The following is a 14,136-nucleotide window of genomic DNA, read 5'->3' as shown; positions in this document are numbered from 1 at the left end:
CTTGAAAAAGCGAAATATGGAAGAACAAGGAATTGGAAAGAGATCTTACACTGAAGAGATTTCATTAAAGGATCTTATTCTAAAGATGCTTGAATGGTATCATTATTTATTATCTAAATGGGTAATTATTATAGCATTTGGTATTTTAGGTAGTGTATTAGGATTTGCTTATGCATATACTAAAAAAGTTGAGTATACTGCTTATACCTCTTTCGTTTTGGAGGAAGGTGAAAAAGGTGGCGGCTTGGGCCAGTACGGAGCACTAGCATCAATGGCTGGTATTGACCTTGGTGGTAGTGGTGGTGGTATTTTTTCAAGGAGACAATATATTGGAATTATATAAATCCAGATCGATGATCCAAAAGACTTTACTAACTGAAGTAGAATTTGATGAAAGAAACAATTATTAGTTGACAGATACATTTATTTAAATAAGTTAAAAGAAAAATGGGCTAATAACCTGGCTCTGAAAGACATTAAATTCCAATCTTTCGATAAAATTAGGCCGGATTCAGAACCGCTTGCTTTATCAAGGTTACAGGATAGTATTTTGGGTACTATTGTAATAGATATTAATAGAAATTATCTGAGTGTAATTAAACCGGATAAGAAGCTAAGTATCATAAAAGCAGAAGTTAGAGCAAAGGACGAATTTTTTGCAAAAAGCTTTGACGAGCAAATTGTTAAAAATGTAAATGATTTTTATGTACTGACGAAGACTAAAAAATCTGTTGATAATATTGCTATCATGCAACATAAGGTAGATTCAGTACAAAGGGTATTGAACGGATATATTTATACAGCAGCAGCTGTTGCTGATGCCACACCTAACTTGAATATAACACGTCAAGTTCAACGTATAGTTCCGATACAAAGATCGCAGTTTGGAGCTCTGAAACTAATAAAGCGATTTTAGGAGAGCTTCTAAAGAGCCTGGAACTTTCTAAAGTAAGTCTGCTTAAAGAAACACCCTTAATACAGGTAATTGATCAACCAATTTTGCCTTTGGATAAAGACAAATCGGGTATTATTAAATGGGTAATTATAGGAGCACTTTTATTCGTTTTTTTGTCCTCATTTATCTTGTGTATAAGAATTCTTATCAAACAATCATTGCAAACTACGGTTATAAATAAAAAATAAAAAAATATGAGTTCTAATTTTTCTGAAATTTTCAAAGATAAAGTATTAATGATTACTGGAGGAACAGGATCATTCGGTAATGCTGTGCTTAAAAAGTTTTTACATTCTGATTTGAAGGAAATAAGGATTTTTAGCAGAGATGAGAAAAAGCAGGAAGACATGCGTATTGAGTTTAAAAATGATAAATTAAATTTTATTGTTGGTGATATACGTGATTTTGACAGCATAAATTCTGCTATGGATGGAGAGTGGATTATTTGTTCCATGCCGGAGCATTAAAACAAGTTCCTTCATGCGAATTTTATCCTTTACAAGCAATTAAAACAAATATTTTAGGTGCTGAAAATGTTTTAGAAGCAGCGGCCAGAAATAATGTTAAACGGGTTGTTGTATTGAGTACGGACAAGGCAGTTTATCCAATTAATACAATGGGTATGACTAAGGCTTTGATGGAAAAATTGTGTATTTCTAAGGCTCGTGATTCTAAAGTTTCGGCTAATGGTGCAATTTTTTGTACGACACGATATGGTAATGTAATGTGTTCCAGAGGATCGATTATTCCTTTATTCATCAAGCAGATTAAAGAAGGTCAGGCTCTGACTATCACAAATCCAGATATGAGTCGTTTCATGATGTCATTAGACGATTCGGTTTCACTGGTGATGTTTGCCTTTGAGCATGCGCAACCTGGTGATATTTTTGTTCAGAAAGCACCAGCTGCCACAATTCTTAGTTTAGCTGTTGCGTGCGTTAAAGGAACTCTTCAATGCAGACAATGAGATCAAGATTATTGGACCGAGACACGGAGAAAAACTTTATGAAACCTTGTGCGGTAATGAAGAATTGGCAAAAGCTGTCGATATGGGTGATTTTTATAGAGTTCCTGCAGATTTCAGAGACTTAAACTATACTAAGTATGTTCAGGAGGATGGGCCAGGTCTTATGGATGAAGATTATAATTCTCATAACACTAATTTATTAGATGTGCCAGAATTGAAAAAATTACTTTTAACACTAGACTATGTTCAGGATGAACTTAGATTAAACAACTAGATATGATCCCATTAGTACAAACAAGTATTCCACCAAGGGATATTTTAATGCCGGCACTGGAAGAAGTTTTATATAGTGGCTATGTGGCACAAGGTAAAAAGGTAGATGAATTTGAACGCGAATTTGAGAAGTATATAGGATCAGGATATTCTTTATCTCTTAATTCAGGAACGGCTGCACTTCATATTGCCTTGATATTATGCGGTGTCAAAGAAGGAGATGAAGTAATTAGTACTGCATTAACTGCAGAACCTACTAATACATCTATCAAGATGATGGGGGGGCGACGATACGTTATGCAGATATAGATCCTAATACTGGTAATGTTGACCCTGTGTCTATTGAGAATAGTATTAACGAAAAAACCAAAGCCATAATTGTTGTCGATTATGCAGGAATTCCTGTTAATGTGCCTACAATACAAGCGATTTCAAAAAAATACAATATTCCGGTCATAGAAGATGCAGCTCATGCTTTGGGGGCCACATTTAATCAGATAAAAACCGGAGGACATTTCCCTTATACTGTGTTCTCATTTCAGGCAATAAAGCATTTAACAACTATTGATGGTGGAATGTTACAATTGTCATCAGAAGCTGATTACGAAAAGGGAAAAGTAATCAGATGGTTTGGGCTTGATAAAAGTAAGACAAGACTTGAAAATGATATTCAGTTTCAAGGCTATAAATACCACATGAATAATGTGAATGCAACTGTTGGTCTTGTACAGCTGGCATCTATCGCAGGGATTGTAGATAAACATGTCGACAATGGTATTTTCTTTGACCAATCGCTGGTTAATATTCCAGGTCTTGATTTACTGAAATATTACCCTGGCAGTAAGCCTTCTTATTGGTTATATACAATGAAAGTTGATAATCGTGATGGATTCATCAAAAAACTTGCTGAGCATAATATAATGGCTTCTGAGTTGCATAAACGTAACGACTGGCACAGTTATCTGAATGATCATAATATTGAACTTCCTGTACTGAACGACTTCTATAAAAAAAAAAAATGGTTCATATTCCTTGTGGCTGGTGGGTCACAAATGAAGACAGAGAACTGATTGTTGATATAATTAAGCAAGGCTGGTAATCTGATGATCCCAATTTTTAAACCCTTTATGCCAGAAGATCTGGGTCAGCTGAGTACTATTTTGCATTCAGGAGCATTAGCCTATGGTAAATGGGCAAAAGCATTTGAAGCCAGCTAAAGGAGTATTTGACGGTTGATCATCTATTGGCAACCAATTCTTTTAATAGCGCAATGCTGGTTCTGCTGGCAACTTTAGATCTTAAAGCAGGTGATGAGGTTCTGGCTTCTCCCATGAGTTGTCTGGCTTCTAATCAACCATTTTTAAACAGGGGTTTAAAAGTTAAATGGGTAGATATTGATCCATTGACAGGAACACTCGATCCTGATGCTGTAAGAAAAAGTATTACTCCAAAAACCAGGGCTATATTCCATAACCATCACTGCGGAATTCCAGGGTACATTGATGAGATTAATCAAATAGGAAAAGAAAACGGACTATTCGTAATTGACGATTGTATTGAAGCGTTTGGGTCAGAATATAAAGGCAGGATTATTGGTGACACGGGTTCGGATGTTGCCATTTATTCTTTTCAAACTGTAAGGTTACCTAACACAATTGATGGTGGTGGAATAACTTTTAAAGACCCGGAATTACATATTAAGGCTAGCTAGCCGAATAAGAGATTATGGAATAGACCGCTCAAAATTCAGGGATTCAAATAATGAAATAAGTGCGGAGTCTGATATCGAAATTGAAGGTTATGGCGCATTATTAAGTGATGTTAATGCTTATATCGGTCATCAGCAAATGGCTGATTTACCCAACCTCTTAAGTATGCAGAGAGTCAATGCTGAAAACTGGAAGAAATATTTTCAGCAGGGCGACAGACCTGTACAGATATTAGGTGACAGAAAAAATATCAATCCAAATTACTGGGTATTTAGTATCCTGACTGACCAGAAGAATCAAATGCTGGAATACTTTAGAGGTGAAGGTTATTATGCAAGTGGTATACATATAAATAATAATATCTATTCTGCGTTTGGGAATGGTATAGAATTAAAAGGAGTAAGTGAATTTGTCAGCCGGCACCTTGCACTGCCAAGTGGATGGTGGGTAAGTAAAAATCAGTTACAAAATGTTGGAAGTAAAGATTATTAGTCACGGGAATGCATGCAGATCAGGAATTGTTAGCCGATATCTGTCAGATTAAGGCTATTGCCTGGCCATATCCTATTGAAGCGCAACAAAAATGGATCGCAGAGAATCTATTAAGCACGGATTATCATATTTTACTTTTTGATGAGGGTGTTTTATGTGCCTATATGAATCTGGTGAATGTTGAATTCATTCTCAATGGAGCAAGGAAAGAAGGTCTGGGAATAGGTAACGTTTGTGCTGCCAGTACAGGAAAAGGATATGGGGGTATTTTGATGAAGGAAGTTAATAGCTACATCAAGAATAGACATGCTTTGGGGATTCTGTTTTGTAACAGTGGTCTTCTTGAATTTTATATGAAATACAACTGGACTACAGTTGGTAAAGAAAAAATTGCGTTTCCTAATATAGAAAAAGCCCAATTTGAAACGATGGTTTTTAATATAGATTTGCCTCTTGAATCCATGGTGTATGCTGATAGACTATTTTAATAAATATGTTTAAGAACATTATTGCCAATATAATTGGCCGGTTTTGGAGTATCTTGTCCAATTACCTTTTTATTCCCTTTTATATGAGTATGCTCGGAATGGAAGCATATTCGGTTATTAGCTTTTCATTGATTCTAATTGGTGTTATGAGTGTAATGGCTGCGAGTCTGACTGCAACCTTATCAAGAGAGTTTGCTAAAAAAGATAATCAGGACAATAAAAAAGAAACGCTGAATACGCTTGAAACTGTTTATTGGGCAGTTGCAATAACCTTCAGTTTTATTATTTTATTCTCTTCCAAGCTGATCGCTTCCCGTTGGATTACCCTCTCAACCCTCGATATTGATTATGTTTCAAATGCTTTACGTGTTTTTGGGGTCTGTATAGCATTACAATTGCTTGGGAATTTCTATTTGGGCGGATTAATTGGTCTGCAAAGACAAGTGGAGGCAAATAAGTACCAGATCATTTGGGGGATTTTTAAAAATGGTATCGTTTTACTGGTTATCTATTATAAGCCATCATTAGTTATTTTTTTTTACCTGGCAATTACTGGTTACCCTGATATATGTTTTTTGGCTGAGGTATAAATTGCTCCTGAGTATTAATGCTGATGTCGGAACTAAGTTTGTCTTCAATAAGAAATTATTGAAAAATGTTGGCAGATTTGCAGGTGGTATGCTGTTAATATCTATAGTAGCAGCTGTTAATACCCAGTTAGATAAGATTGCTATTAGTAAGTTCCTGCCTATTTCAGAATTGGGATTTTATAATATTGCTATTTCCCTGTCCCAGGTTTTGGTTGTAATAGTTTCGCCAATCTCAGTGGCATTATTACCCCATTTTACTTCATTATATTCTATTAAAAAAACTGAGGAGGCAAGTGATCTTTTTGAATCCGTTTTTCTAATAGTTTCTGTGTTGGTTTTTGTTTTGGGAGGCATTTTGATGTTCTTCTCCACTGATTTAATTTATGTCTGGACTAATAATAAGACTGTTGCTTTGTCCTCTTCAAATTATATCTTTTTTTCTACTTTGGGAACAGCTATGCTTGCAATGCAGGTTGTCCCTTTTGATATCGTTATTGCAAACGGTCACACAAAAATTAATAATGTTATTGGTCTTTTAAGTCTTTTTGTATCGGTGCCGGCATATTGGTTGAGTGTCTCAATTTATGGACCAAAGGGGGCGGCAATAACCTGGTGTATCATACAGACGGTTACAACACCTATTTTCCTATATTTTGTTGTCAATAAATTTCTAAAGGAAATTTCTTTCATGAAATTATTTTTCAGGCAGCTTATTCTTCCTGCAGCAGTTGCTATTGCGACTGCATATGGCCTGTCACTTCTTTTTATGGATCATTTCCAGGGAAAGATATTTACACTGGTACAAATATCCCTTGCAACCCTGATCACTTTTACTGTCGTAATTCTAATATGTGTTCCATTTATTAAGATTAAGCAGATTTTTTTAATGTTAAAACGAGAAAAAGAATTGTAATTATGAACCCACTTTTAAGTATAATAATATCCTACCAAGGACAGATATAGAACTCTGAGTAATTTAGTAGGTAAGCTAATGACATGGGACAGTAAGGATTTTGAAATTATTGTAAACGATAATACGACTAACAACGAATCATTCATTTCATTTCTTGACCAATATAAAGAGGATTCCAGACTCAAATATTTCCATATCGGTACTGAAGCATTATCTGTAACAGATAGTACTTCGAGAGCGATTGAGCATTCTTCCGGTGAATTTATTTGCTTTTTGGGTGATGATGATGGAATTATCTCTCAATCAATTGATGTTGTTAAATGGATGAAAACCAATAAGGTTGATTCCTTAAATTGCGCGCATGGGTCTTACTGCTGGCCTGAATACAGATTTGGAAATTCTGGAAAAAAGAAATCTTTAGCAGGAATGTTATTGTATCGGAATTTTTCAGGAGCTATTCAGGAAAGCAGTCCACTGGAATCTCTGGAGGCATTACTTGAGGATGGTGCTTTAAGGATTAATGGCATTACAAGGGTATATCATGGGATTGTTTCCAGAGAAATTCTGAACAATCTGAAAGAAAAGGCAGGGACTTATTTTCCTGGGCCCGTAGCTGATATGTCCAGTGCAGTCGGTTTATCCTTTTTTTCTAAAAAACATTTTGTATTAGAGTACCCTTTAATTATTGCAGGTGCTTCGGGAACAAGTTTTGCCGGAAAAAGCGGAGTCCGGAAATCGCATTTTAGGATCGAAGATGAACCGGATTTTTTACCAAAGGATACTGTTAAGAATTGGTCCAAGTGCCTGCCGAAATACGTAACGGGTCAGACTATCTGGCCAGAGTCTGCTATTCAGGCCTTAAAAAAGACCGGGAACAGTAGTTTTATAAGTAAATTGAACATACCAAAAATATACGCTGAGTATTTAGTTGAATTTCCGGAATTGGGGGCTCATTTTGAGGAGTTTTTAAAGGAGACTTATTCAGCAGAAGAAATAGTTGAACTTAAACAAAACATGAAGAAGTATGGTCTCAATATAAGGTTAACAAACTGAAATACTGGGTTAAAGTATATGCTGTTTATTTTAATGTACATAACTTGTTGAATCTTAAAAGAATTGATGCTGAAGATATAGGAACAGCCTTAACTTTATTGGAGGAAGAAACTAAAAAGCAGTTTAAAAATGAAGATGATTCTTTTCTATCCGGTATACTAAAATAATTCTATGTTATTTTATATTACTTACATTGTTATTATCTCTATACTGCTATTATCAAATTACTTCATTGATAGTAAGTATAATTTTTTTGAGATAACAGGGCTGGTAATTATTATTTTAGTCTCTGGTTTAAGAGATTATACCGGATACGATTTTAAAAGCTATACAGATTCCTATCAAAGTGCATACTTTGATTATAAGTATGAGCCTGGATTTAGACTTTTGATGCAGACTCTCCGTTTTTTTGGAGCGGATTCTCACGTCATGTTCTTTCTGTTTTCTCTGTCAACTTTCATTATCCTGTGTATGCGGGTATAAAGAAGTATACAACTCATACCAGTATTGCATTAATCGTATTTATGCTGATACCTGGTCTGTATCTTAATACATTGAGCATAATCAGACAGGAGCTTGCTATTGTGATTACTTTTTATGCTTTTCATTTTCTTGCAGAAAAGAAATATTTAAAATACTTCCTGCTGATAGCGTTGGGAACCTCTTTTCATTATTCTTGCGCTTTAATTATGCTGGGCCATCTTTTAGTTTGGAAATTCGCTGATAGAGTTAAGGTATGGCATTATTTTTTAGCTATCGGGGTATCTTTAGTTATTGCAAAATTAGAGCTTACCAGTGTGCTTACTTTGGTTTTAGGCGGTGGACAGTATGAGTCTTATATTGAAGGAGAAAGCGTGAATTTTCTTAAACTGATTGTGTTGAATACCTTTTTAATTACTCAACTGGTATTTTATTACAAACTTGTTAGAAAAACGGAAACCAATAAGTATGTTATTGCGTTTACCGTTCTTGGGAATTTTATTACTGAATACGTTTTCTTCTTTACTGATTTTAACCAGACTGGCTTACTATTTCAGGATTTTTGAAATAGTATTAATAGCTGAGTTTGTCTACTTGTTCAGTAAGCGTACGCGGGTAGTTGTATTGTTTGTTGTATACCTCTATTATATAGCGATGTTTGTATCTGCATTAAAAAATGACATTGACGCTGAAGATTATGGTGGACCAAAGATGATTCCATATAGAAGTGTATTTGATTAAAATTTAAACCGGATGGAAACAAATAGAAAGTTTCCTGATAATAATGATATGTTAAAAATGAAAGTATCCGTAATCATTCCTTTGTATAATGCTGCCAGCACTATTAAAAGTACACTTGAATCTGTTTTTCAGCAAACATTTAAGGACTTTGAGGTTATCATTGTAAATGATGGCTCAGAGGATGATAGTGTTGCCCAGGTTGAACAGTTCATCGCTGAAAATGTCAATTCAGGGATTAGTGTTACGTTAATTCATCAGGAAAATAAAGGTGTCTCCACTGCGAGAAATGTTGGAATCAGGGCTGCTAACTGCGAGCTGATTGCATTGATAGATTCTGATGATGTGTGGTTACCTACCAAACTGGAAAAACAGATTAAAATACTTGAAGCGAACCCCGACGTGTTTTTTATCGGTACGCTACATAATAATTTATCACTGGGTTTTCCTTACACTGTTAAAGATGATCTGATAGAGGTTAGCTTCAGACAATTAATGATCAAGATGGCGCCGTCTACTATTACTTCTATGTTTAGAAAGGTCATCTTTGAGAAAACTGGTTATTATGATGAAAAACAAAGATATGCGGAAGATGGTAATTTATGGTTAAGAATAAGCCAGCATTATAAGATGCTCATCATCAATGAAAATCTTGCCATTGCCGGTGGTATGAAGCCATTATTTGGCCATAGTGGTTTATCTGGTAATTTAAGCGGGATGCAAAAGGGAGAGCTTAACAATATACAGGAAATGTAATAGTTATTGGGATATCTTAATTTTATTGAGGTTCATCTTTATAAGCTATATTCAAACCTAAAGTACTGGAGAAGATGTTTGATTGTTAAATTAAGAACAAATAAATCGGCTTAATATGTATTTTAAATTTGCGTGGTTCATCAGAGCAATTATTTATAAGATTTTTTTTTTCGGCAGGTTTCAGTCTCCATCCTATATCGGTAAACCTATTATTCTGATTGGGGTAAAAAAGATATTTATAGGAAAAAAGGTTCGGATATTTCCTCATGTCCGTATGGAGGTTCATGGTCTGGATGCCAGTATCGAAATAGGGGATGATGTTGCTATTGCACAGAATGTGCATATAACCTCTGGTAAGAATTTAACCATTGGTAAGGGAACAACCATATTAGCTAACGTATTTATTACAAATATTGATCATGACTATGAAGAAATAGGTGTACACATTCTGAAGCAGAAATATATACTAAAAGATACCGTGATTGGTGAAAATTGTTACATCGGAATAGGGCATGTATCCAGGCTGGCACAATTTTGGGCAAGCAGTGCGTTGTTGGTGCTAATGCGGTAGTCAGAGGTAATTTTGAAGACTATTCTATTATCGCAGGTGTGCCAGCAAAAGTAATCAAACGCTATGATCAGCAAAACCAGATTTGGAGGAAAACTAATCCTGACGGGTCTTTTATCAATTAAGAAATTTAAATTATGAAGAAAGTTTTAATTACCGGGGGTGCCGGATTTATTGGAAGTAATTTGGCCTTAAGGCTTATAGAAAAAGGGTACGAAATAACGGTTCTTGATAATTTGTCTCCTCAAATACATGGTGACGAACCGGAATTAACCTCCCCTTTGTATCAAAGTATAAAAGAGAAGGTGAAATTTATCCACGGTACTGTTACCTCTAAACAAGATTGGGAAAAAGCACTTGTTGGACAGGATATTATTGTTCATTATGCAGCAGAGACCGGTACAGGACAATCGATGTATGCAATTCAAAAAAATGTATGTAGATGTAAATATAAATGGTACAGCCATTTTATTAGATCTGTTAGCAAATACAAATCATCAGGTTAAGAAGATCGTAGTTGCCTCTTCGAGATCTATTTATGGGGAAGGGAAATATAAAAGTGCTGAACTTGGCTTTGTTTACCCGGAACACAGAACTTCTGAGTTTATGGATAAGGGAGACTTTTCCGTTAAATATCCAGGGTGTAATCAGCCACTTGAATTAGTAGCAACTGATGAAGAATCCAAAATTCACCCCTCATCTGTTTATGGTATTACGAAACAAAACCAGGAACAAATGATTATGACTGTTTGTCCTACAATTGGTATCGCTCCAGTTGCTTTCCGCTATCAGAATGTTTACGGTCCTGGTCAGTCGTTAAAAAATCCATATACTGGTATTTTATCTATCTTCTCTACGCAGATAAAGAATGGAAACAGTATCAATATCTTTGAAGACGGCAGAGAAACCCGCGATTTTGTATTCATTGATGATGTTGTTGATGCACTATTTTAGGTATTGAAAAAACAGAAGCTAACGGAGAAGTATTTAATGTAGGTACTGGGGTACCGACTAGTGTGATCACTGTAGCAGAAACTCTGGTTGGAAATTACAACGTTGAAGTTCCAATTAATATCAGTGGTAATTACAGAATTGGGGATATCCGTCATAACTTTGCCGATTTAACTAAAATTGAGGGCAAATTGGGTTTTATACCTAAATATTCTTTTAAAGAAGGTATCGCAAAATTTACAGATTGGGTAAACTTACAGGCAGTGGAAAAAGATAATTATCAATTATCAATAGATGAAAAATGAAGGCTAAGGGACTTTATAAATAATATGAAGGATTTAAAGGGAAAGTCAGTTCTGTTATTTTGTCCGGTATTCTTTAATTATGAAAAAGAAATTAAATCGGTATTAGAAGGATTAGGGGCAAAAGTTATATGGTTTGATGATAGGCCTTCCAATGATTTTTTATCTAAAAGTCTTATCCGTATCAATAAGAATTTCCTGAAGAATAAGATTAATATTTATTATCAAAATATTCTAAAACAGGTAGGCGGAGAAGAATTTGATTATTTATTTTTTGTAAATCCCGAGTCAATATCTTTCGAAAGTTTATCGAAATTAAAAGAGGCTTTCCCTAAAGCAAAAAGTATTCTTTATATGTGGGATTCTTTTAAGAACAGAAAGCAGAATTTGGAGCTACTGCCATTGTTTACTTCGAAGTTTACTTTTGATCCTCATGATGCCGCAAAATATGGATTAAAACTCAGGCCATTATTCTATACTGATGCCTATAGTCAGAAAGAAACAAAAGAAATTCACTATGATTTCTTATTTGTAGGAACTGCGCATAGTGACAGGTATACGTTTGTGAAAAAGCTCCTGGATGCTAATGGCATTAAAAATTTTAAGCTTTATTTTTATTTAAGCAGTAAACTCTTATTCCTGTTTAAGAGATTATTTGACCGGTCGTTTAAGCTGGTGAAATATAAGGATGTTTCATTTAAGTCTTTAAGTCATAGTGATATATCGGGTTTTATGTCTGAATCTAAAGTTGTACTGGATATCAACCATCCAAATCAGATTGGGTTGACTATGCGTACTTTAGAAACCCTTGGAGTACAGCGTAAATTGGTAACAACAAATAAGGATATATTGAAATATGATTTTTATAATGAAGCCAATATATTACTTATTGACAGGGAAAATCCAAAAATAGACGGTGCTTTTTTTGAGTCGCCATTTCTGCCCTCAGATTCAGGTACAATGTTTAAATATAGTATTGGTGGTTGGACGAGTGAAATATTTGAATTAGTATGATGTTATTAACAGGAGCCTCAGGGTTTTTAGGAAAGATAATCCGATTAAAATATCAAAAGAGGATTATTACATTAGGGCGTTCGGCAGCAGAGGATGTCGTTTGTGACCTATCTCAGCAGATTCCAGCAATTCCAAAAGTTGATATTGTTGTTCATGCAGCTGGAAAAGCGCATTCTTCTGTCCCAAAAACAGAAGCTGAGATCCAGGAGTTTTATAACGTAAATGTAAAAGGGACTATTAACCTACTTACAGCTTTGAGTAATGCTGAGCAATTACCCGCTTCATTTGTTTTTATAAGCAGCGTTGCTGTTTATGGACTGGAGTCGGGCGAAAATATTAACGAGGATGCTCCATTAAATGCTGTAGATCCCTATGGTAAAAGTAAAATTACTGCCGAAGAACTAGTTCAGGATTGGTGTACGAAGAACAATGTAGTTTGTGCTATTCTCAGACTGCCTTTAATTGCCGGAACCAATCCTCCAGGTAATCTGGGAGCGATGATTAACGGTATTAAAAAGGGATATTATTTGAATATTGCAGGAGGTAAAGCGAAAAAGAGTATCGTTCTGGCAACAGATGTGACCGAAATTTTATTAAAGACAGCAGAAATCGGTGGAATTTATAATCTTACCGATGGCTATGATCCTTCATTTGCAGAGCTTGCCGATAATATTGCTGTTTGCTGGGTAAAGGTAAACCATCTAATCTCCCGGGATCTTTAGCTCGGATAATTGCGGGATTAGGTGATCTTATAGGGGCCAGATCGCCAATTAATACTAGTAAATTAAAAAAAAAAAAACCTCTGATCTTACATTTGATGATTCAAAAGCCCGGCAGCTATTAGGTTGGAACCCTAGCCAGGTCTTGAACGATTTCAAGATAAAATAATAAATATGTCAGTTATCAATATACTTATAATCCTGCTTGCACTCTTTATTCTGGAGTTACTCTATTTTAAGATTGCTGATCATTTTAATATCATAGACAAACCTAATAGCCGGAGTTCACATACTGCGCTGACCATACGTGGCGGAGGTATTATTTTCGGTATTTCTGCCATATTGTTTTTTTGTTTATATCAGTTTCAATATCCCTATTTCATAGCTGGGCTGTTCTTTATCTCGCTAATCAGTTTTTTGGATGATATTTTAACCCTCAACAATAAAATCAGGTTAACTGTACATTTGGTCTCAGTAGGTCTTATGTTTTGTCAGTTAGGGCTGTTTGGTCTGCCATGGTACTGGTTGATTATGGCTGCAGTGTTTGTTATAGGAACCATAAATGCCTATAACTTTATGGATGGTATAAATGGAATAACGGGGGCTTATAGTTTAGTTGCCCTGTTTACCTTTTATTGTATAAATGAATATGTAGTGCCATTTACATCAAAAGAACTCCTGCTGACAATCTCTTTGTCTTTACTTGTCTTTAACTATTTCAATTTTAGGAAAAAAGCAAAATGTTTTGCTGGCGATGTTGGTAGTGTAAGTATTGCTTTCATTATACTTTTCCTGTTGTTACAGTTGATTATTAAAACTGAAAATTTCAACTATCTGCTACTGCTGATGATTTATGGTCTTGATGCAGTTACCACCATTATTTTTAGATTAATCCGGAGAGAAAATATCTTTGAGGCACACAGAGCTCATTTTTATCAATACTGGACGAATGAGAGAGGAAAAAAACTCATCTGTTAATATCCATAATTTATGCCGTAGTACAATTAGTGGTTAATTTGCTAGTCATTAATTTATTGGGCTCTTCAATCCTTCTTGGTATGATTCTATTATGCAGCAGTACTTTGATTTTTGTTCTGTTAAGGTTTGCTACAGAACGGACACAAAGATTAACAGGACATTAACTATTTTTAATCCTTCTCGCTGAAGG

22 protein-coding genes and 3 pseudogenes are annotated in these 14,136 nt (G+C 35.0%); all 25 read left to right on the top strand.

The window, feature by feature from the left end:
- Position 1 precedes the first annotated feature (1 nt).
- On the top strand, positions 2-343 hold the full coding sequence (locus ACWYN3_RS25570) for a hypothetical protein (RefSeq protein WP_456216903.1): 342 nt from the start codon (positions 2-4) through the stop codon (positions 341-343).
- A gap of 207 nt (positions 344-550) precedes the next feature.
- Positions 551-916 (top strand): hypothetical protein, encoded by a 366-nt coding sequence (locus tag ACWYN3_RS25565; protein ID WP_456216902.1) that lies wholly within the window; start codon positions 551-553, stop codon positions 914-916.
- Positions 917-1,149: 233 nt separating this feature from the next.
- A pseudogene (locus tag ACWYN3_RS25560) lies at positions 1,150-1,922 on the top strand (polysaccharide biosynthesis protein).
- Positions 1,885-1,971, top strand: a pseudogene (locus ACWYN3_RS25555) (polysaccharide biosynthesis protein); the annotation flags it as partial. The pseudogenes ACWYN3_RS25560 and ACWYN3_RS25555, both read left to right, overlap by 38 nt.
- Before the next feature lie 15 nt (positions 1,972-1,986).
- Entirely contained in the window at positions 1,987-2,196 is a 210-nt protein-coding gene (locus ACWYN3_RS25550; RefSeq protein WP_456223150.1) for a hypothetical protein, read from the top strand.
- 2 nt (positions 2,197-2,198) lie between these two features.
- Positions 2,199-2,504 carry a DegT/DnrJ/EryC1/StrS family aminotransferase gene (locus ACWYN3_RS25545; protein ID WP_456216901.1) on the top strand — a complete coding sequence of 102 codons (306 nt, stop codon included), beginning with the start codon at positions 2,199-2,201 and terminating at the stop codon, positions 2,502-2,504.
- Positions 2,505-2,530: 26 nt separating this feature from the next.
- The gene (locus tag ACWYN3_RS25540) at positions 2,531-3,265 is read left to right on the top strand and encodes a DegT/DnrJ/EryC1/StrS family aminotransferase (RefSeq protein ID WP_456216900.1); all 735 of its coding nucleotides are present in this window, start codon (positions 2,531-2,533) and stop codon (positions 3,263-3,265) included.
- Between the two features lie 155 nt (positions 3,266-3,420).
- The gene (locus ACWYN3_RS25535; RefSeq protein WP_456216899.1) at positions 3,421-3,906 is read left to right on the top strand and encodes an aminotransferase class V-fold PLP-dependent enzyme; all 486 of its coding nucleotides are present in this window, start codon (positions 3,421-3,423) and stop codon (positions 3,904-3,906) included.
- Positions 3,890-4,396 (top strand): DegT/DnrJ/EryC1/StrS family aminotransferase, encoded by a 507-nt coding sequence (locus ACWYN3_RS25530; RefSeq protein WP_456223149.1) that lies wholly within the window; start codon positions 3,890-3,892, stop codon positions 4,394-4,396. Before ACWYN3_RS25535 ends, ACWYN3_RS25530 begins: the two co-directional genes overlap by 17 nt.
- 8 nt (positions 4,397-4,404) lie before the next feature.
- Entirely contained in the window at positions 4,405-4,884 is a 480-nt protein-coding gene (locus ACWYN3_RS25525) for a GNAT family N-acetyltransferase (RefSeq protein WP_456216898.1), read from the top strand.
- A 146-nt stretch (positions 4,885-5,030) separates the two neighbouring features.
- Positions 5,031-5,474, top strand: coding sequence for a hypothetical protein (locus tag ACWYN3_RS25520; RefSeq protein ID WP_456216897.1), 444 nt, complete (start codon positions 5,031-5,033; stop codon positions 5,472-5,474).
- A gap of 1 nt (position 5,475) precedes the next feature.
- The gene (locus ACWYN3_RS25515) at positions 5,476-6,387 is read left to right on the top strand and encodes a lipopolysaccharide biosynthesis protein (RefSeq protein ID WP_456216896.1); all 912 of its coding nucleotides are present in this window, start codon (positions 5,476-5,478) and stop codon (positions 6,385-6,387) included.
- 42 nt (positions 6,388-6,429) lie between these two features.
- A pseudogene (locus ACWYN3_RS25510) lies at positions 6,430-7,440 on the top strand (hypothetical protein); the annotation flags it as partial.
- A 171-nt stretch (positions 7,441-7,611) separates the two neighbouring features.
- The gene (locus ACWYN3_RS25505) at positions 7,612-7,923 is read left to right on the top strand and encodes an EpsG family protein (protein WP_456216895.1); all 312 of its coding nucleotides are present in this window, start codon (positions 7,612-7,614) and stop codon (positions 7,921-7,923) included.
- On the top strand, positions 7,908-8,486 hold the full coding sequence (locus ACWYN3_RS25500) for an EpsG family protein (RefSeq protein ID WP_456216894.1): 579 nt from the start codon (positions 7,908-7,910) through the stop codon (positions 8,484-8,486). The genes ACWYN3_RS25505 and ACWYN3_RS25500 overlap by 16 nt, the downstream gene beginning before the upstream one ends.
- A complete protein-coding gene (locus ACWYN3_RS25495) occupies positions 8,389-8,661 on the top strand; it encodes an EpsG family protein (RefSeq protein ID WP_456216893.1) in 273 nt (90 codons plus the stop codon). Before ACWYN3_RS25500 ends, ACWYN3_RS25495 begins: the two co-directional genes overlap by 98 nt.
- 12 nt (positions 8,662-8,673) lie before the next feature.
- Complete coding sequence (locus ACWYN3_RS25490) at positions 8,674-9,414, top strand: glycosyltransferase family 2 protein (protein WP_456216892.1); 741 nt, start codon at positions 8,674-8,676, stop codon at positions 9,412-9,414.
- Between the two features lie 115 nt (positions 9,415-9,529).
- On the top strand, positions 9,530-9,985 hold the full coding sequence (locus ACWYN3_RS25485) for an acyltransferase (RefSeq protein ID WP_456216891.1): 456 nt from the start codon (positions 9,530-9,532) through the stop codon (positions 9,983-9,985).
- On the top strand, positions 9,949-10,107 hold the full coding sequence (locus tag ACWYN3_RS25480) for a hypothetical protein (protein WP_456216890.1): 159 nt from the start codon (positions 9,949-9,951) through the stop codon (positions 10,105-10,107). Before ACWYN3_RS25485 ends, ACWYN3_RS25480 begins: the two co-directional genes overlap by 37 nt.
- A gap of 12 nt (positions 10,108-10,119) precedes the next feature.
- Entirely contained in the window at positions 10,120-10,488 is a 369-nt protein-coding gene (locus ACWYN3_RS25475) for an NAD-dependent epimerase/dehydratase family protein (protein WP_456216889.1), read from the top strand.
- A complete protein-coding gene (locus tag ACWYN3_RS25470; RefSeq protein WP_456216888.1) occupies positions 10,400-10,936 on the top strand; it encodes an NAD-dependent epimerase/dehydratase family protein in 537 nt (178 codons plus the stop codon). Before ACWYN3_RS25475 ends, ACWYN3_RS25470 begins: the two co-directional genes overlap by 89 nt.
- Before the next feature lie 62 nt (positions 10,937-10,998).
- Entirely contained in the window at positions 10,999-11,238 is a 240-nt protein-coding gene (locus ACWYN3_RS25465; protein WP_456216887.1) for a hypothetical protein, read from the top strand.
- 24 nt (positions 11,239-11,262) lie between these two features.
- Positions 11,263-12,249 carry a hypothetical protein gene (locus ACWYN3_RS25460; protein ID WP_456216886.1) on the top strand — a complete coding sequence of 329 codons (987 nt, stop codon included), beginning with the start codon at positions 11,263-11,265 and terminating at the stop codon, positions 12,247-12,249.
- Entirely contained in the window at positions 12,246-12,971 is a 726-nt protein-coding gene (locus ACWYN3_RS25455; protein WP_456216885.1) for an NAD-dependent epimerase/dehydratase family protein, read from the top strand. The genes ACWYN3_RS25460 and ACWYN3_RS25455 overlap by 4 nt, the downstream gene beginning before the upstream one ends.
- A gap of 171 nt (positions 12,972-13,142) precedes the next feature.
- Positions 13,143-13,946: a UDP-GlcNAc--UDP-phosphate GlcNAc-1-phosphate transferase gene (locus ACWYN3_RS25450; RefSeq protein ID WP_456216884.1), complete on the top strand. Its 804-nt coding sequence runs from the start codon at positions 13,143-13,145 to the stop codon at positions 13,944-13,946.
- Positions 13,947-14,136: the final 190 nt, after the last annotated feature.

It is taken from the genome of Pedobacter sp. NJ-S-72, from assembly GCF_053890575.1.
The sequence above is the reverse complement of the archived record's forward strand: the minus strand, read 5'-3'. Positions and strand labels throughout refer to the sequence as shown.